Here is an 18,180-nt window from a genome sequence, read left to right as displayed (position 1 = left end):
AAGCAATATGTTGACACATTCGAGCGTTTTTCGACTGTGTATTTGTGCCCTTCACAATTGAACAGGCGTTAATAAAATAAGTAAACAGATCATCGGTTTACTGTGTTGTCGTCCCATTATGGCGGCGACAATTATTTAATATGGGCAAAAAATGTCTATTCAAGGGAAAACCTTAAAAAAATTATATTTTTTTATGTGGCAGGTGAAATAAAGCCTGAATTAACAACTTGTAAGGGCAGGGGGGGAATTAAGGTAAATTAACGTATCAGTCGCAGCAAAGGGGGATTCAGGGTAGGCGCTTTGTATTGGCCAGAGAAAATTGTAATGTAATGAAACTTGGGTCAATCAACAAGCCACCCGATACCGCAGGTGGCTTGTTTAACTTGAATACCCCATGGTCCAAGGACTATGGGTATCAATTAAATGGCTTTGTCGAGCTCGGCTGACTCTTTGGCTGCAGCCAGAGCTTGGTCGTAGTTAGGCTCTTTTGAAATATCTGGAACCAACTCTTTATACACAATGTTACCTTGGCCGTTAATAACAAAAATAGAGCGACTTAACAGCCCCATATCTTTAATGACCAACCCGTATTTTTCACCGAAATCGTGCCATACAGAGTCCGATAGCACTTTTAACGCGTCAACGCCTTCGGTGCTGCAAAATCGTTTTTGCGCAAATGGCAGATCGGCACTGATCGTCAGAACAACAACGTTTTCAGGTAAATTGGCAACCTCTTCGTTAAAGCGTTTGGTTTGAATTGAGCATACCCCTGTGTCTAAGCTTGGCACCGCAGAAATTAACACCGTCTTGCCTTTGAAATCGGCAAGTGAGACTCTTTTAAAGCCTTCGTCAACAACACTAAAATCAGGTGCAGGGTTGCCTTTGTACACTTGTTTTCCCAATAGTGTAATTGGTTTACCACCAGCAACAACTAAGCCAGATGTTTCTTGCACCTGCTCTGCAAAAGCTGTGTTAACTGAAAGTACCGTGGTAAGAACTAAAGTTAATAATTTTTTCATAATACCGCCTCTCGTGTTTTTAATAATTCTAATGGCATCATTACGTTGATGCCAATAGAAAAGTTTTTGCCTCAGTCAATTTTTACCGGCTGACCATTTACATAAGTTGCTAGCACTTGTGTTTTCCAAATGTCTTTGCTGTCGATGCTAAAAATATCGCGGTCAACGATAATAAAGTCGGCTTTCTTGCCCGCTTCAAGGCTACCGATAATGTTTTCTTGATGTCCTGCGTAAGCTGCACCTAGGGTAAAACTATTAAATGCTTCTGTTAATGTCATCGCTTCGTTTTTATACCAGCCATCGCGCGGTTGATTGGCGTGATCTTGGCGGGTCACTGAGGCGTGTAAGCCAAAAAATGGATTTGGGTATTCAACTGGGAAATCAGAGCCCGCGGCAATTACCGCACCACTGTCGAGTAAACTGCGCCATGCGTAAGCCCCTTTTATGCGTTGATTGCCCAGTCTGTCTTCGGCCATGTTTTTATCTGATGTGGCATGCGTTGCTTGCATTGAAGCGATGATGTTGAGCTCGGCAAAGCGAGGTATATCACTTAATTGTAAAACTTGTGCGTGCTCAACGCGATGTCGCATTGCACCACTTTGTGTTTGCTGGATCAGTTGTTGATAGGTATCTAAAACCAGCTTGTTGGCATCGTCGCCGATGGCATGGGTGTTGACTTGAAACCCAGCTTGCATAGCTTGCTGCACTAAGTCTGTTAACCGGTGCTTTGAGTGCAACAGTAAACCCTTGTGATGCGGCTTGTCAGTGTAGTCTTCAATGAGTGCCGCACCTCGACTGCCGAGCGCACCATCTGCGGAGATTTTAACACTGTGCATTACCAACGTGTCATCGTCAGAGCGAACATGTCCATCGTTTAAATGTTTGCTATACAGTGGGTCAGTCGCATCGAGCATGGCATTTATACGGATCGGCATTTGCTTGCGCGTGCTCAAATTTTTATACGCCTGCAGATTATCCGAATTAATACCCGCGTCGTGAACACTGGTTAACCCGACAGCGGCAAGTGACTGCATCGCCATGGTTAACGCATGTTCTTTTTCGGCCACAGTCATGTCGGGTATTGTGTCGTATACCAGTTGCATCGCATTATCGATAAATACGCCTGTGGGATTTCCATCGCTGTCGCGAACGATTTCGCCACCATCAACATCATCAGTGTGTCTATCTATGTTGGCAAGTTGCATGGCTTTACTATTGACCCATATTGCGTGACCATCGATGCGAGCCAGCACCACGGGTTTATCAGCAATGACTCGATCGAGGCTACTCGCGCTAGGAAAGCTTTTATTCTCCCAGCGCTCTTGGTTCCAACCACGCCCCTGTAGCCACTTGATCGTTGGGTTTTGTTTGCTATATCGACTGACTATGCTTACCGCATCTTGCTCGCTGGTACTATCGACCAAATTTGCTCGAATCAGACTAAGGCCGTAGTTAAGCACGTGGCCATGTGCGTCAATTAACCCTGGCAATACGGTCTTTTGTTTACCGTCAATGACCTGTAATTGGTCAGTACTTGGCAGCGTTTCGCCGTCTTTGAAGATTTTATCAATGGTATCATCGCTGTACTTTATCGCGTGAAATTTAACCAGCTTACCATTTTCCATGGTATAGCCATTAATGTTTTTCAACAGCGAGGTTTGCGCTAGCGCAGAGCTGGCCATTAAATAGCAGGGGAGCCAAAGCAAGGCGTGCAGTTTCATGTTAACGTCCCGTCAGTCTAAGTGTTTGTTATCATCTGTTTTTATACCATAACGCGATGCTCACCAAAGCAAAAGAAAAATGTCGCAGGCTAAATAGTGATTCGATCAAACACGCGGCAACAAGATAAAAAAAAACGCGGGTTAAACCGTGGTAAATACGAGGCTAAACGGTTGGGCGTCGATAGCGAAGTTGGCCAAAGCGCAATAAAAATACTATGGCTATCAAGGATACGAGGACGGTGTGCACTAGGCTTCCGTAAGTGGCATACGGAGTGTTACCTTGTACTTTGTTAATACTGGCCGATAGTGTCGCCTGAGTAAATTGAGGTATTTGCTCGGTGATCGTACCGTGCTCGTTAATCACCGCAGTCAAGCCATTGTTGGTCGCTCTGATCACCGGCTTGCCGAACTCTAAGGCTCGCATGCGGGCTATTTCTAAATGTTGGTGAGGCCCGTGTGAGTCACCGAACCACGCATCATTGCTGATGGTTAGTATGGCGTCGGTGTTCGCGGTTAAATTAGCGGCAAGCTGATCGGCAAAAACGATTTCAAAGCAAATTAACGGCAGTAACTGAATGCCGTTTGCCAATAAATTATTTTGCACGTAATCGCCAGCGGTAAACGATGACATCGGCAAATTAAACAGTGGTGCAATAGTGCGAAGCAGATCGCCAAATGGCACGAATTCACCAATGGGAAGCAAGTGATGTTTATTAAACGTATTGCTATTGCCGTAGTAATAACCCGAGCGTTGGTCGTCTTGGCTGTGTTTGCCCAGTACGACAATGCTGTTAAAAAACTCACGGCTTTGCGGTTGGTAGTTAATGATCCCCGTGATCACACTACTGTTGTTGGCTAGTGCTGTTTGATTAACCAATCTAAGCGTGTCTTGCGCCAGTGGTTCTAATCTTGGAATTGCGGCTTCAGGCCATATTACAATATCGTGCTGGCTATACAGAGGTTCACTTAAATTTACGTACAAGTCGATGATATCTTGCTCTGCTTGTTCGTCCCAGCGAAGTTGCTGTTCGATATTGCCTTGCACTAAGGCGGCGCTAAAGCTATTTGGTTTAACTTGTGTAAACGACAGCTGCTGGCTAATAACCGTGCTAATGGCGATGACCAGCAGACCTAGAGACGCCAAGGTGATTCGACGTTTATTGACCAGTAAACACAGACTCGTACAAATACACATCATCAACACACTGATCCCTATTTCACCGACAATCGGCGCAAGCGGGGCAAGTGGTCCGTCAATTTGACTGTATCCTAGGGCGAGCCAAGGAAAACCGGTTAACAGCACACTGCGCAGATACTCACTGAGTAACCACGCCATGGGAAGCAATAATATACTGACGTGCTGGGTTCGCGTTAGGCGCGAGCTTATCCATGCCGCAAACGCCGGAAAAAGAGCCAAATAACCGCATAGTAGCAACATTAATAGCAGCGAAACTAACAGTGGTAAGCCGCCAAATTGTTCAATAGAAACGTGAACCCAACTAATGCCAAAACTAAAGTAGCCCAAGCCCCAAGCAAAGCTGCGCTTAGTCGCCTGCCAAGCATCGAGTTGATCGATTTGCGACAACCACAAGATGACCGAGACAAACGCTAACGGCCAATAGCCAAACGGCGCAAACGCCAGGGTGGCTATGGCGCCACTGAAAAAGCAAAAAAGCAGTGCTAATAACGAATTGGTAATCAATAAACGGTTATTTAGCGCTGCTTTTTTCATATTTTTTATTTTATTTACAGTCAGTGAAAAGGCAGGTTAGTCAGATAGTTTGCCACTGATTTCATGATCGTCAGGAATGGTTACCTGCAATTGTTGAATACGTCGGCGATCACAACTAACCACTTTAAAATTAAATTTGTCTATGGTGATGCTTTCTCCTCGCTTGGGCATATGACCAAAGCCGTGCATCACAATACCGCCAACCGTGTCGGCTTCCTCTTCGTTAAAGCCCGAATTAAAGTACTGATTAAAGTCAGTTAATTCTGTTAAAGCCTTAACTTGATACACTTGACCACTTAAATGGCGGATTTCGCGCTCTAGCGTGTCATCGTGCTCGTCTTCAATTTCGCCAACAATTAACTCGAGGATATCTTCGATGGTAACTAGCCCAGATACGCCACCGTACTCGTCAACGACTATCGCCATGTGATAACGCTCTTGACGAAAATCGGTGAGCAATGGCTCTACGCGCTTACTCTCTGGGATAATCATCGCAGGGCGCAACAAGTCAGCAACGCAAATTTCACTTGCGTCTTTACTAAACGCATAAGGCAATAAATCTTTGGCCAACAAAATACCTTCTATGTGATCGATATCTTCATTGGTTACTGGAAATCGAGAGTGAGCAGACTCTATCATTGTCGGTAAAAACTCTTCTACCGTTTGCGATATGTCAATAGTGACCATGTGAGAACGAGGGATCATAATATCCCTTACCCGCATATCACTTACTTCTAACACGCCTTCAAGCATCTGTTTGGTTGATTGCTTGATCAGATCGCGATCGGTTGCATCAACAAGTACATCAACTAATTCTTCTTTGCTTTGCGGCTCTTGACTAAAGGCTTGAACTATTTTTTCCATCAAAGACTTCGAAGAGCCGTTAGGAGACTGGGAATTGTCGTCGCTCATAGAGCAGTTGTATATCCTTAGTTAGTTAATCTTCAGAAACGATATAGGGGTTAGTAAAACCAAGATCGGCAAGTAACCTAATTTCTATCGCTTCCATTTCATTTGCATCATCTTCGTTTATATGATCAAAGCCGAGCAAATGCAAGCACCCGTGAATGATCATGTGTGCCCAGTGGGCAAAAAGCGGTTTGTTTTGCTGTGTTGCTTCAGTTTCAACAACATCGGCACAGATGACCAGATCGCCGAGTAAATCAAGATCAATGCCATCGGGTACCTCAAATGGAAAAGACAAAACATTGGTCGGTTTGTCTTTGTCCCTGTATTGCTTGTTCAATTGTTGAGATTCATCGCGATTAACCAGACGAATGGTCAATTCAAATGGCTTGTTGTACTCGCCAAGTGCGGTTTCAGCCCACAATTGACACTGCTCAGCGCTTGGCAGGTTTGGATTATCGCAAGCAATTTGTAAATCAACGGCAATATCTGAGCTACTCATCATCGGTCTCGCTAATTGTGCTGAGTATCGTGACGCTCGTACGCTTCTACGATACGAGCGACAACGGGATGGCGAACAACGTCTTTTGCTTGGAAATAGTTGAAACTAATTCCCTTGATATTGTTCAACACTTCAATAGCATGGCGCAATCCACTGCGTTGACCGCGAGGTAAATCAACCTGGGTAATATCACCAGTGATCACCGCTTTTGAATTAAAGCCAATACGCGTCAGGAACATTTTCATTTGTTCAACGGTGGTGTTTTGGCTCTCATCCAAAATAATAAACGCGTCATTTAGGGTTCTCCCGCGCATGTAAGCAAGAGGCGCTACCTCTATCACATTGCGTTCGATCAGCTTTTCGACTTTTTCAAAACCGAGCATTTCAAATAGCGCGTCGTATAACGGGCGTAGATAAGGATCGACTTTTTGACTTAAGTCACCCGGTAAAAAGCCAAGCTTTTCACCGGCTTCAACCGCAGGGCGGGTTAGTAAGATTCGGCGAATTTCCTGTCGTTCAAGGGCATCAACCGCACATGCGACGGCCAAATATGTTTTACCGGTACCGGCAACGCCAACACCAAAGCTAATGTCATTAGTGAGTACGTTTTGTACATATTCGGCTTGGTTATCATTGCGTGGTTTGATAATTCCGCGCTTTGTTTTGATGGTAACCATCTTCTCGTAGTCAGCCTCATGCTCACTACTTTCTTGCTCTAATACGTTGAGTTCGGTCATCGCCAAGTGCAAATCTTCAGCTGAAATATTGCCGATTTTGCCTTTGACAGGTGCCGTCGTCACATATAAATCTTTGAGTAACTTGATAATAGCTTTGCACACTAAATCTTTACCGTGCACTTTAAAGTTATTACCTCGGTAGCTAATTTCAACGCCAAAGCGGCGTTCAATTTTGCGTAGATTGTCATCCAACGGGCCACATAGAACCGCTAGTCGATTATTATCAAGCGGCTCTAACAAGGCTTCGTGGCTGTGTTTCTTGTCATTATCAGTATTGGTCAAAATATGCTCGATTCGTCAACGTAAAAAGTAATAGACGTACACTACTATAAATTATGGCTCAAATGTCGCAACGCCGAGTTCATCAACACCGTGGCGCGGCGTATTGTGGTGTTGGTTGGCCAAAATATCCGCTGGTGAGTGAGCGATGCGAAGACCCATTTGATCTTCGGTGCGCACTAACTTGCCTCGCAATGAGTTTGCGTACACATCGGTAATTTCAACATCAACAAATTGACCGATAACCGTATGAGGCGCTTCAAAGTTAACAATGCGGTTGTTTTCGGTACGTCCGCGAAGTTCCATTGGGTTTTTCTTCGACGGGCCTTCAACTAAAATGCGCTGTTCGCTGCCCAGCATACGTCGCGCATGCTGTAAGGCTTGCGAGTTGATGCGATCTTGCAATATCTGTAGGCGTTGTTTTTTGGTCTCATCAGTCACATCATCAACCGCATCTGCGGCAGGCGTACCAGGACGTGCACTGTAGATAAAGCTAAAGCTCAAATCAAAGTCGATGGCTTTGATCAGATTCATCGTGTCTTCAAAGTCTTGGTCAGTTTCGCCAGGATAGCCAATGATAAAGTCTGAAGACATGGCAATATCCGAGCGAGCGCGACGTAAGGCACGGATTTTTGACTTGTACTCAATCGCTGTGTGACCGCGTTTCATCATTGTTAAGATGCGGTCTGAACCACTTTGTACAGGCAGGTGCAAGTGACTCACAAGCTCAGGTACGTCTTTGTACACCTCAACAATATCGTCAGTAAATTCTACTGGGTGTGATGTGGTGTAGCGAATGCGATCAATACCATCGATGGTTGCCACTAAACGCAGCAACTCAGAAAAGCGACAAATACCGCCGTCGTGGGTTTCACCGCGATAGGCGTTTACATTTTGGCCGAGTAGGTTAACTTCGCGCACGCCTTGTGCCGCCAGCTGGGCAATTTCGTATAGCACGTCATCTAACGGACGCGATACTTCTTCGCCACGGGTATAAGGTACAACGCAGAATGTACAGTACTTAGAGCAACCTTCCATAATTGAGACAAATGCAGTTGGGCCTTCTGCTTTAGGCTCTGGCAGGCGATCAAATTTTTCAATTTCAGGAAAGCTCACATCGACCACAGATTGCTCGTTGTTGTTTACCTGATTGATCATCTCCGGTAAGCGGTGCAGCGTTTGTGGACCAAATACGATATCAACGTATGGCGCACGCTGGCGAATTGCGTCGCCTTCTTGAGATGCAACACAGCCACCAACACCGATGATAAGGTCTGGTTTGCTACTTTTCATCGTTTTCCAACGGCCGAGTTGGTGGAAAACTTTTTCTTGAGCTTTTTCACGGATTGAGCAGGTATTTAATAACAACACATCTGCTTCTTCCGGCTCGCTTACTTCTACGAAACCGTGAGTAGAATCTAACAAGTCTGCCATCTTTTGCGAGTCATACTCGTTCATCTGACAGCCCCAGGTTTTAATGTAAAGCTTTTTACTCATCTGATAATTGCCCAAAATAACTGTGTCTAAAATAATTTACGCACGAATCTAGCGCATGCATAACCACAATTTAGCTGTGGAAACCTTTTATACAGGTACGCTAAGTTTAATCTAAAGGGGGCGTATTTTACTCTTTCTTCACATATTCTGCCAGCATTGCACGCGTATTAATTTGTAACTATCAGGTTAATATGTTCACTACGAGGGGGCGGTTTGCTCAAGCGGTGATTGATTGTAACAGAGAGCGAGCGAGTTGAGCGTCGAGAAAACGCGGTACGGCATATAAGTAATGCGCCTCGTCAAGGGCGTGTTTGATGATATCATCGTAGTCGTTAGTACTCAGTGGCGACACCGTTTGGGGGATGTCGAGTTGATGACACAGTTGCTCTACAGCTTGAATAAACCGCTCACTGAGTTGATCCTGCTCATTGCCTTCGAGATTGATATGGCGTGCTAATACTGCCATACGAGATGCGCATGCACCCTGGTTAAAGCGCATAACAGTGGGTAAAACCATGGCATTAGCTAGCCCATGTGATATGTGGTATTTTGCACCGAGTTGATGGGCAAAAGCGTGCACGTAGCCAACACCGGCTTTGTTAAAGGCTAGACCGGCATAAAACGATGCCAAAGCCATATTTTCACGTGCTGTTAAATTATCCGGTTGGTTAACACTGGTTAATAAGTTAGCAAATATTAAGCGGGTCGCGGTCAATGCAAACAAGTCGGTTTCTTTGCTGGCGTTTTTTGAACAAAACGCTTCAATGGCATGGGTTAGCGCGTCCATGCCTGTCGCGGCCGTTAAGTGCGCGGGAAGCTTGGTCATTAACTGTGCATCTAGGGCGGCCACATCAGCGCTTATTGCTGGAGATATAATCGCGTATTTCTGCCCGGTACTACTATGGCTGACCACCGCCGCCATCGTTGCTTCTGAGCCAGTTCCCGCCGTGGTAGGCAGAACGTATAACGGCAGGCCTTTGTTGATTATTTTAAGCATGCCAGCACAACGCCTTATACTGTGTTCGCTAACATCTGGTAGCCTCGCTAATGCCGCGATCATTTTTGCCGCATCAATCGCCGAACCGCCGCCCACGGCCAGTACAATGTCGCATTGTTTTTGCTGTAAAACATGAATGCCTTTGACGATAACCGACTCACTGGGATCGGCCATGATATCGGTAAACAGACTAACGCTTACCCCTTGTTGCTCTAAGTGATTGGCTAATGGTTCGAGAAGACCCAGCTTCAACAGCCCAGAGTCACTCACCAATAACACGCGATGACTGCCCTGATCAGCAATTAAATTCAACAGTTTATAACGACTGTCGAGGCCACAGAACAGCAGTGGTTTGGGAATGTTGAGAAATTTGGAGGCGACTTTTAGCGACCAAGTCACTGTGCGAAACCAATATTGAGACAGTGTCATCACAACCTATTCTGGCGTAAGCGATTGAAAGAGAGCATAAAATTACTTTAGCGCCTCTTTTATAGCTTGTAAATATCGAAAAATCAGCGGTTTATTGATAGTCATCAATGATCGGTGTGATTAATACCTTGGCGAATATAACTAGCTTGGTTACAATCTACTGTAATCACAGAAGAAACCGATAAGGTGCCTAAGCTCAGCTACCTTATTGAGCAACGAGACGATATTTTGATCCAACAAGCCCCTACACATACCGATTGTTTAATTGTGGGTGCCGGCATGATCGGTGCAAGTGCAGCAATCGCTTTAGCAGAACTTGGTTTGCAGGTGACTGTCATCGAACGGGCACAGCCACTGGCATTTGACTCTGCTCAGCCATTGGATTTGAGGGTGTCAGCCATATCATTAGCATCACAGTCATTACTTAACCAACTACAGGCTTGGCCGGCAATTGAGGCTATGCGCCATTGTGTTTATCGCCGTTTAGGGGTTTGGGAAGACGAGCTGTCGTATACCGAGTTTAATGCCAATGAAATTAATCAATCGCATTTAGGGCACATCATCGAAAATCGAGTTATCCAGCTCGCTTTGTGGCAACAAATGCAACAACACGACAACATTACTGTGTTGTGCCCCGAAACATTAGAGTCTTTTCAGCACCACACCCACTCAGTCACTGTGCAATTGAGTAAGCAAGTGGTTGAAGCACGACTATTAATCGCTGCTGATGGTGCTAATTCGAAGGTCAGACAACTCGCGGGTATCGGCGTCACCGGTTGGGATTATCAACAAAGTGCGATGCTGATTAACGTTGAGACAGAACTCGACCAGCAAGACATTACGTGGCAAAAATTTTTACCAACTGGACCGTTAGCGTTTTTGCCGATGCCGGGTAATAACGCATCCTTGGTGTGGTATCAGCACAAAGGTGAAATTAACCGCTTATCTCGTTTGTCCAATAGCCAGTTAACGGCAGAGGTCAACCGCGCCTTCCCCAAGCGTTTGGGTTTAGTTAAGGTGGTTAACAAAGGGGCATTTAACTTAACGCGACGCCATGCAAATCAATACGTCAAAGGCCAAGTGGTGTTGTTAGGTGATGCCGCACATACCATCAACCCGCTCGCGGGGCAGGGGGTAAACCTAGGTTTTAAAGACGTTCTCGCCTTGCAAAACGTTATCGCCAAAGCCATAGGCTCTGGACAGTGTTATTACGACAGCACCGTATTAGCACGCTACGAGCAGCAACGACGCAACGACAATCTGCTAATGATGTCGGCAATGGACACTCTATACAGCGTTTTTTCCCACCCAGCGAAACCGCTAAAGCTGTTGCGCAATATGGGGCTGTTTGTTGCTCATCGAGCGCCACTGTTAAAAGCAAAAGCACTTGAATACGCTTGTGGATTGCGTTAGCAAGCTTAAAACCACACCTACATTCAACGGTTGTTCAAGCCGAAATAGAGCCGTGTAGTTACTTCGAAACACATTGAGTAAACACTGCCGTTAGACTGCCTAAAGAAGCGTTTATCGTCGGCTATTGGCCGAGCTTGGTTTTATTTTCCCCTATACATACGCTTTGTTTAACCTCGTTTTTATTTTTTGTAACCCTTTTTGCGCTTTCGCTGTCTTTATTTACATGGGCAGTTAAACCGTGGTGTAACAACCAGTGTTACACCAATCACAAGGGGATCATTATGAGCGTTTTCAAAGTTATAACCACAACCTGTGCAATGGCGTTCGCAGCCGTATCCGGTTTGCAGTCAACTGACGCGCAGGCGGGCTATCAACAGATACCGGCATGTGATACACCTCAGTGCCAACATTATTTTAAAGAATACAAACGTCGCAGCCGCGAAGGTTATGCCGATGCGATGGAAATTTTGGCGACGTTTTATCACGTTGGGTACGGTACTGAAAAAAACTTAGAGCTGCCATTGCGCTGGTACAAGCGCGCTGCCAAGTACTTTAGCGTCATGGGGGCTTACAAAGCGGGAATCTTTATGCTTAGCGAAGAGGCGTTTTTAAATACTGAGCGAGCACTTGCTTACCTCAAGAAGGCAGGAAGGAGGAAATACGGCAACGCCAACTACATACTCACCTTACTTTACAGTGAAAACGAGCTCATTCCAGCCGATTTAGCACAGGCAGATCACTGGCTTGCTTATGCATTGTAAGCGATAAACAACGAGAGGTTAGGGCAATATCGCCGTAATAGGCATAAAAAAACTCTGAAGATGATTTCATTAGAAATATTCTTCAGAGTTTTCTCAAATGGTGCGGGAGGAGAGACTTGAACTCTCACATCCTGAGGATACTGGAACCTAAATCCAGCGCGTCTACCAATTCCGCCACTCCCGCGATTCGGATGAGGATTATAGAGTATTTCCGTTTAAGCGCAAGCCTTTTATTTACTTTCTTTTTGGCGGTTGTATCAAGGCCGTTGTGTACAGCTCAAGCCGTCAACATTAGACTCAATAAAGCGACAAAGACATACGGCTTGTTTTAGTGTTTGATGACGATGTGAGTGTGGCTGTGAGTGTTAGTGCAAGTACTCACTGTTATTTGGCACCGATCAATGGGTCGCCGTTGCTACAAAGTTGTCGTTAAACCCGCTTTAAACGGATGTAATTATCGAGCTGATGAGAGATTAAAAAGTATAAGACATAAAAAAACTCTGAAGACGATTTCACTAGAAATATTCTTCAGAGTTTTCTTAAATGGTGCGGGAGGAGAGACTTGAACTCTCACATCCTGAGGATACTGGAACCTAAATCCAGCGCGTCTACCAATTCCGCCACTCCCGCGATATGGTGGCTACGCCCTGATTTGAACAGGGGACCCCATCATTATGAGTGATGTGCTCTAACCAGCTGAGCTACGTAGCCATCGGTGTTTGTTAACAAGCCTTTAAAAGACTATATCAAACGCCTGAGTTTTCAATTTCTAAAAAAAGAAATTGGCAGGGGTAAGAGGATTTGAACCTCTGAATGACGGGATCAAAACCCGCTGCCTTACCGCTTGGCTATACCCCTGCAGAGTTGTTTATCGAACCGAGAAATATTCTGGGCTAAAAAAACTCTGAAGAAGATTTCATTTGAAACACTCTTCAGAGTTTTCTATAACCAATTCAATGTAGTTAAAACACTAACCATTAAATGGTGCGGGAGGAGAGACTTGAACTCTCACATCCTGAGGATACTGGAACCTAAATCCAGCGCGTCTACCAATTCCGCCACTCCCGCGATGTTGATGTTTTTTAACAATAAATTGTAAAGCGCACATCAGTTGCTTTTTTGCCTACCATCTTCAGATGAAGAAGTTGGCAGGGGTAAGAGGATTTGAACCTCTGAATGACGGGATCAAAACCCGCTGCCTTACCGCTTGGCTATACCCCTGCAAAGGCTTCATCATTACACTGTGTTAAACCGCCAATTAAAAATTGGCAGGGGTAAGAGGATTTGAACCTCTGAATGACGGGATCAAAACCCGCTGCCTTACCGCTTGGCTATACCCCTACAATGTAATGGTGCGGGAGGAGAGACTTGAACTCTCACATCCTGAGGATACTGGAACCTAAATCCAGCGCGTCTACCAATTCCGCCACTCCCGCGATATGGTGGCTACGCCCTGATTTGAACAGGGGACCCCATCATTATGAGTGATGTGCTCTAACCAGCTGAGCTACGTAGCCATACCATTGCTTACCTTGGTTGCCCTCGGCAAGTGCGGCGTATTATGCAAATCTGCCTTGTAGCCGTCAACTGTTTTTTCAAAAAAAGTACCACTTTTTTTTCGTTTGTCTAAAGAGTGAGCAAGTTAGGCTTGTTATCGGTGATATTTATCAATTTTAAGTGTCATTTGGTTAAACCTTACCCATATTGACTCATCTTAATCCGCATCGGTGCGAATAGCTTGAGCTGGGTAGTTAACTAACGACGGCTTTGACTGGTTTGTTCAAATGCTTTGTATCGAGCAAATCGATAGAACATCACCGGCACCAAATAAAACGATAACAGCGTGGTTAATACTGTACCACCCGCAATCGCAATGGCAAAAGGTGGCCAAAACCCACCGCCGGCGATAATCAGTGGCAAGAAGCCGCCTACGGTGGTGATTGTTGTTGAGCTGATGTGTCGAGTACACCCCGTTACCGCACCTATAATAGAGGTTGTATCGGCTTTAATTGCCTGTGAATCCGCTTTTAACTCGGCAAGAATCACAATAGCAGAGTTAATGGCTAGCCCTGACAAACCCAGTAAAGCAATGATGACGGTAAAGCCAAATGGGTAATTGAATAGCCAAACACTGAGTAAACCCAAGCCCGCAGACATCAGTGCAGTGGTAAAAATAATGAGTGAAATGCGAAATGAATTAAATGACAACACCACGGTAGTCACCAACAAGATAGCAATAATACCAATGCTGCTCATCAGATCGGTTACAGCGCTATTGCGAGCTCCAGCTTCGCCACCTATTTCTAGGTGATAGCCAGGGGGAAGAACAAAATCGGTCGCGCTAATTTGCTGCTTGATTTTATCTAGGGCTATGGAAGGCAGTACACCGGCTCTCAAGTAACCTTCAATGATGTTAACCCGGCGACCATCTCGATGCGGTATTGCCCCGTGACTTGGGCTAAGTGACAATTGGGACACCGTCGATAGTGGCATAAACTCTGTCTGGCCTTGTGTCACTATCGGGAAACTATACAAGTCGTCGCTCGATTGAGTCAGTGATTGCGGACGCCGAACTCGTACATCTATCGACTGAGTTGCTTCGATAACCGAACCGGCTTTTTGACCGTCAAGTGATGATTGCAATTGTCCGGCAATATCGGTCAATCCCATATTTTGCCCATTGACGATGGTTTCATCGATATCTAGCCAAATTTTCGGTGTGCCAGCAAGCAGCGTCGCTCGCGAGTGAATGACATCTTCGGTATGGTTAATGATCAGTCTCAATTGATCGCCAAGTTGCTTGAGTGTATCTAAGCTTGGACCGAATAGGCGTATTTCGATAGGCGCATTAAACGGCGGTCCTTGTTCTAGCTTACGGACAATAATTTGCGCTTGTGGGTATTTATCGTCTAACGCCAGTTGCAATTTTGGAATAAGCTGGTTTGCGACACTAAAGTGTTTTGTGGTGATCATTGCTTGCGCGTAATTTTGCATCCCGTCTTTGGCGCCGACCAAATTGTAGTAAAAGGACGGGGCACTTTCGCCAACAAACCAATTTACAGATTTGATACCGTCGTACTGAGCGATGTGTTGACTTATGTTATCGGTTAATTGATAAGTTGCTTGTAAGCTGTTTTGTGCCGGTAAATACACTTCAATGTGAAACATATCTCGATCTGAGGGCGGAAAAAATTGTTCCTGTAGATGTTGAGCGCTGATAAACCCGCTCAATGGTAAAGCAATGAGTAATAGGGTGGCCGTTTTTGGATGCGTTAACGCCAGCTGTAAAGATTGAACAAATAATGCATTTAGCCGCGGTAAATGCATACCCTCAGTCAACCAATTGGGTAGTTTAGTACCTGAGGGATAGCTGGTTGCTCTTTTTAGAAACCGTCCCGATAATCCGGCAACCACTGTATGCGAAATTAAGTACGAGCCTATCAGAGCAAAAATTACACTCAAAGCGATACCGCCAATAAATTCACCGGCATCACCAGGCATTAAGGCAATGGGCATAAACGCCAAAATGGTAGTTAAGGTTGAACCGAGCAATGGCATCCAGAGGTGGCGTACGGATTCAATCACCGCTTGCAGACCGTTAATCCCCTGCTTCTTCTTTTGTAATACTGTGTCGGTCATAACAATGGCGTTATCGACCATAATACCTAAGGCGACAACTAAGCCTGTTATCGACATTTGATGGATCGGCAGATCATAAAATCGCATCACAGCCAAGGTGAATAGTACGGTTAACGGCAGCGCTGCGGTAACAATTGCCGCCGCTCGCATACCTAAGGTAAATAGCAGGACAATTGCGATTAAGGCAAAACCGATAAATATATTATCGAGTAATTCAGTAAGCCGTTGCTGGGTGTAGCGGTTTTGACTAAACAATACCTCAACGCCAATACTGCTCGGCAGCATGCCAGTGAACTGATCGAGAGCGGTATTAACCTGCTCCGTCCAATGATCAATGCGGGCGTTTTGCAACATGCGCGTGCCAACCACGATAGCGGGTTTACCATTGACGATAGCTAGCTTAGTTAACGGGTTGATTAATTGACGCTCAACAGATGCGATATCGCTAACAGTTAACGCGGCAAACTGCTCGGAGTAAATTGGAATATTGCGAATTCTATCTAATGAGTCTAGGGCACCTATAATTTCTATTTGTAATTGATTTTCGCTGTTGACTAGCTTACCCGCGGGAACTTTAACATCGGCTTGGTTAATGGCGCGTATCACACGTTCTATTGATATGCCGGCTAGGGCGGCTTTGTGCTGATCAAGTTCGACTAATATTTGTTCTTGATTTTGACCATAAATATTGACGATGTCGGTATCGGTCACGAGCAACAGTTGCGATTTTAACTCTTCGGCGTAGCGCCCCATTTGGATTAATTGCGGCTCGCCAGGGCCTTGCCAATTTAAAGCAATAAGCTCGGTGTACGCAAAACTGCGCTCTTCGTCTAAAATCGGTTGGCTAGCCTGCGCCGGTAAGTCCGTTTGTATATCGGCCAGTTGATCTCTGATAAGACTAAAAATAGGCGCACCATCGGACACGGAACCTTTGAGTTTTACTCGTAATATGGATATTTGCGCTCTCGATGTTGATTCTATGTAATCAATTTCCGCAATGCGCCGCAATCGTTGCTCAATAGGCTCGGTAATTAACGACTCGACTCGTTCAGCACTTGCGCCTGGATAGTGGGTTATCACAATGGCAAAGCGATTTTCGAGGGCGGGATCCTCACTGCGAGGCAAAACGCTCAGCGACGCTAAACCAGAGACGACAATTATCGCAATAAACAACGCCATCATTCGGCCATTGCGAACAAAGCCCTCTATCATAGCGAGTCTCCTTGCGTGCTTACATCCGAGCGATTAATACGGACTAGCTGGCCAGGTACAATACGGTGTAAACCAGCGGCCACAAGTAACTGATCATCTGGCAATTGAGCTTTGACAAAAGCTCGGTCAGCTTCGCTGTGTATTACCTCGACACTGTGTTGATGGACTTTAAACAGGGCATCTTTATGTTTTTCGAGGGTGAAAATGTTCCACGTACCTCGCACGCCGTCTGTCAGTGCGCTCATCGGAATCCAATACCCTATTTGTTGGTATTGTTGTTGATAATACAAATAAGCAAGTTGATTGTGATAGGCTTTTACGTTTTCATCCAGTGGTATTCGCAATTGGACACTGCGTGAATCGGAGCTGATGTTACTGCTGATATTAATGCCGTTAATCGCAACATCGCGGTCGTTAACTTGCAAGCGGATATTGATTGGGTATTGATTATCAAAACTGTTGGCGGGATCATTTATTTGCGCTAATTGTTCTGCAACCATTTGTGGAACGCCAACTTTTACTTGCAGATGCTGATCTTGATTTAATAACAAAGCCGTTTTCTCTGGGGTAATCACTTCACCCATATTGATATAACGCTTGTTCAGCGTGCCCGAAAACGGTGCCCGAAGTTCGCTGTGTTCTAGTTGGTATGTATTAGCAGCCAGTTGAGCGTCAATGTGTTGTAATTGCGCTTTGAGCACCTTGTCTTGAGCGGTTAACTCGTCGATAGTTTGAATTGAGGCATAATCGTTTTTACGCAGCGCTTTAACTCGCTTTAATGTGGCTTGGTTGAGTTCTATTTGGGCGATAAATTGTTGCTTTTGCGCGTCTAGTTGAGCGCGTTCAATGAGCAGCCGATCGTTATCTAAACGCGCTAATAATTGATCTTTACTAACTTTATCACCTTCATCAACGTCGATACTCTTCACTCTACCGGCCACTTCAAAGTTTAATTGGGCCTGTTGATTACTAACCACTTTGCCAATAAATTGACGAGTTATCTGATATTCATCACTTATCACCAATGGCATTGCTGATACGCGGTGATAATAGGACGCGTTGTCCTTAGGCTCAGGTGCACTTTCTGAGCAAGCTGTTAACCACAACCAGGGTAAAATAAGCAGTATTGCTTTTTTTGTATTGCTCAGTGTTACTGTTGAGTGAACTTTAGTTGGCGTTACATCAAACATGATTAGCAAAAAATATTAAAGTAGACCGGTTAGTCTAGTTTAGTTAAATCATACTAGACTGTCCAGTTTGATTTGGGTAGTGTAAACTAAGTATATCTTTACTATTCACATTTGATGGTAAACCTACTGATTGGTTGAAGACGATG

Annotated in this window: 12 protein-coding genes and 9 tRNA genes; 2 read left to right on the top strand and 19 right to left on the bottom strand. The window is 45.1% G+C overall.

Going from position 1 to position 18,180, the window contains the following annotated elements:
* Positions 1 to 419: 419 nt before the first annotated feature.
* The 8 genes from tpx to ACAY30_RS10495 form a co-directional block, all read right to left on the bottom strand.
* Complete coding sequence (tpx, locus tag ACAY30_RS10530; protein ID WP_371190274.1) at positions 420 to 1,022, bottom strand: thiol peroxidase; 603 nt, start codon at positions 1,020 to 1,022, stop codon at positions 420 to 422.
* A 68-nt stretch (positions 1,023 to 1,090) separates the two neighbouring features.
* The gene (locus tag ACAY30_RS10525; protein ID WP_290252073.1) at positions 1,091 to 2,740 is read right to left on the bottom strand and encodes an amidohydrolase; all 1,650 of its coding nucleotides are present in this window, start codon (positions 2,738 to 2,740) and stop codon (positions 1,091 to 1,093) included.
* A 163-nt stretch (positions 2,741 to 2,903) separates the two neighbouring features.
* Positions 2,904 to 4,472, bottom strand: a complete 1,569-nt coding sequence (gene lnt, locus ACAY30_RS10520; protein ID WP_290252074.1) for an apolipoprotein N-acyltransferase — start codon at positions 4,470 to 4,472, stop codon at positions 2,904 to 2,906.
* A gap of 36 nt (positions 4,473 to 4,508) precedes the next feature.
* Positions 4,509 to 5,384 carry an HlyC/CorC family transporter gene (locus tag ACAY30_RS10515; protein ID WP_290252075.1) on the bottom strand — a complete coding sequence of 292 codons (876 nt, stop codon included), beginning with the start codon at positions 5,382 to 5,384 and terminating at the stop codon, positions 4,509 to 4,511.
* Between the two features lie 25 nt (positions 5,385 to 5,409).
* Positions 5,410 to 5,880, bottom strand: a complete 471-nt coding sequence (gene ybeY, locus ACAY30_RS10510) for an rRNA maturation RNase YbeY (protein ID WP_290252123.1) — start codon at positions 5,878 to 5,880, stop codon at positions 5,410 to 5,412.
* 11 nt (positions 5,881 to 5,891) lie between these two features.
* On the bottom strand, positions 5,892 to 6,899 hold the full coding sequence (locus ACAY30_RS10505; RefSeq protein WP_290252076.1) for a PhoH family protein: 1,008 nt from the start codon (positions 6,897 to 6,899) through the stop codon (positions 5,892 to 5,894).
* Positions 6,900 to 6,950: 51 nt separating this feature from the next.
* A complete protein-coding gene (miaB, locus tag ACAY30_RS10500; RefSeq protein ID WP_290252077.1) occupies positions 6,951 to 8,393 on the bottom strand; it encodes a tRNA (N6-isopentenyl adenosine(37)-C2)-methylthiotransferase MiaB in 1,443 nt (480 codons plus the stop codon).
* A gap of 217 nt (positions 8,394 to 8,610) precedes the next feature.
* Positions 8,611 to 9,819 (bottom strand): iron-containing alcohol dehydrogenase, encoded by a 1,209-nt coding sequence (locus tag ACAY30_RS10495; protein WP_290252078.1) that lies wholly within the window; start codon positions 9,817 to 9,819, stop codon positions 8,611 to 8,613.
* 186 nt (positions 9,820 to 10,005) lie between these two features.
* Between ACAY30_RS10495 and ACAY30_RS10490 the strand changes: the two genes are divergently transcribed.
* Together ACAY30_RS10490 and ACAY30_RS10485 are read left to right on the top strand one after the other, a co-directional pair.
* A complete protein-coding gene (locus ACAY30_RS10490) occupies positions 10,006 to 11,232 on the top strand; it encodes an FAD-dependent oxidoreductase (RefSeq protein ID WP_353958587.1) in 1,227 nt (408 codons plus the stop codon).
* 281 nt (positions 11,233 to 11,513) lie between these two features.
* Positions 11,514 to 11,993: a tetratricopeptide repeat protein gene (locus ACAY30_RS10485; RefSeq protein ID WP_290252079.1), complete on the top strand. Its 480-nt coding sequence runs from the start codon at positions 11,514 to 11,516 to the stop codon at positions 11,991 to 11,993.
* A 98-nt stretch (positions 11,994 to 12,091) separates the two neighbouring features.
* Here ACAY30_RS10485 and ACAY30_RS10480 read toward each other — a convergent pair.
* From ACAY30_RS10480 to ACAY30_RS10430, 11 genes are all read right to left on the bottom strand, one after another.
* A tRNA-Leu gene (locus ACAY30_RS10480) sits at positions 12,092 to 12,177 on the bottom strand.
* Between the two features lie 360 nt (positions 12,178 to 12,537).
* Positions 12,538 to 12,623 (bottom strand) — tRNA-Leu (locus ACAY30_RS10475).
* A 4-nt stretch (positions 12,624 to 12,627) separates the two neighbouring features.
* Positions 12,628 to 12,704: transfer RNA gene (locus tag ACAY30_RS10470), tRNA-Met, on the bottom strand.
* 72 nt (positions 12,705 to 12,776) lie between these two features.
* Positions 12,777 to 12,851, bottom strand: a tRNA-Gln gene (locus ACAY30_RS10465).
* A gap of 124 nt (positions 12,852 to 12,975) precedes the next feature.
* A tRNA-Leu gene (locus tag ACAY30_RS10460) sits at positions 12,976 to 13,061 on the bottom strand.
* A 78-nt stretch (positions 13,062 to 13,139) separates the two neighbouring features.
* Positions 13,140 to 13,214, bottom strand: a tRNA-Gln gene (locus ACAY30_RS10455).
* 45 nt (positions 13,215 to 13,259) lie between these two features.
* Positions 13,260 to 13,334, bottom strand: a tRNA-Gln gene (locus ACAY30_RS10450).
* A gap of 9 nt (positions 13,335 to 13,343) precedes the next feature.
* A tRNA-Leu gene (locus tag ACAY30_RS10445) sits at positions 13,344 to 13,429 on the bottom strand.
* A 4-nt stretch (positions 13,430 to 13,433) separates the two neighbouring features.
* Positions 13,434 to 13,510, bottom strand: a tRNA-Met gene (locus ACAY30_RS10440).
* A 238-nt stretch (positions 13,511 to 13,748) separates the two neighbouring features.
* Positions 13,749 to 16,844, bottom strand: a complete 3,096-nt coding sequence (locus ACAY30_RS10435; protein WP_290252080.1) for an efflux RND transporter permease subunit — start codon at positions 16,842 to 16,844, stop codon at positions 13,749 to 13,751.
* Positions 16,841 to 18,034, bottom strand: coding sequence for an efflux RND transporter periplasmic adaptor subunit (locus ACAY30_RS10430; protein WP_290252081.1), 1,194 nt, complete (start codon positions 18,032 to 18,034; stop codon positions 16,841 to 16,843). The genes ACAY30_RS10435 and ACAY30_RS10430 overlap by 4 nt, the downstream gene beginning before the upstream one ends.
* Between the last annotated feature and the right edge of the window lie 146 nt (positions 18,035 to 18,180).

Source organism: Thalassotalea ponticola (assembly GCF_041379045.1).
In the GTDB taxonomy this organism is placed as follows: domain Bacteria; phylum Pseudomonadota; class Gammaproteobacteria; order Enterobacterales; family Alteromonadaceae; genus Thalassotalea_A; species Thalassotalea_A ponticola.
The sequence above is the reverse complement of the archived record's forward strand: the minus strand, read 5'-3'. Positions and strand labels throughout refer to the sequence as shown.

Coding starts and splice junctions, on each gene's coding strand:
- miaB (WP_290252077.1), bottom strand. CDS start 8,393: ATGAGTAAAAAGCTTTACATTAAAACCTGGGGCTGTCAGATGAACGAG.
- ybeY (WP_290252123.1), bottom strand. CDS start 5,880: ATGAGTAGCTCAGATATTGCCGTTGATTTACAAATTGCTTGCGATAAT.
- ACAY30_RS10495 (WP_290252078.1), bottom strand. CDS start 9,819: ATGACACTGTCTCAATATTGGTTTCGCACAGTGACTTGGTCGCTAAAA.
- ACAY30_RS10525 (WP_290252073.1), bottom strand. CDS start 2,740: ATGAAACTGCACGCCTTGCTTTGGCTCCCCTGCTATTTAATGGCCAGC.
- lnt (WP_290252074.1), bottom strand. CDS start 4,472: ATGAAAAAAGCAGCGCTAAATAACCGTTTATTGATTACCAATTCGTTA.
- ACAY30_RS10430 (WP_290252081.1), bottom strand. CDS start 18,034: ATGTTTGATGTAACGCCAACTAAAGTTCACTCAACAGTAACACTGAGC.
- ACAY30_RS10515 (WP_290252075.1), bottom strand. CDS start 5,384: ATGAGCGACGACAATTCCCAGTCTCCTAACGGCTCTTCGAAGTCTTTG.
- ACAY30_RS10485 (WP_290252079.1), top strand. CDS start 11,514: ATGAGCGTTTTCAAAGTTATAACCACAACCTGTGCAATGGCGTTCGCA.
- ACAY30_RS10435 (WP_290252080.1), bottom strand. CDS start 16,844: ATGATAGAGGGCTTTGTTCGCAATGGCCGAATGATGGCGTTGTTTATT.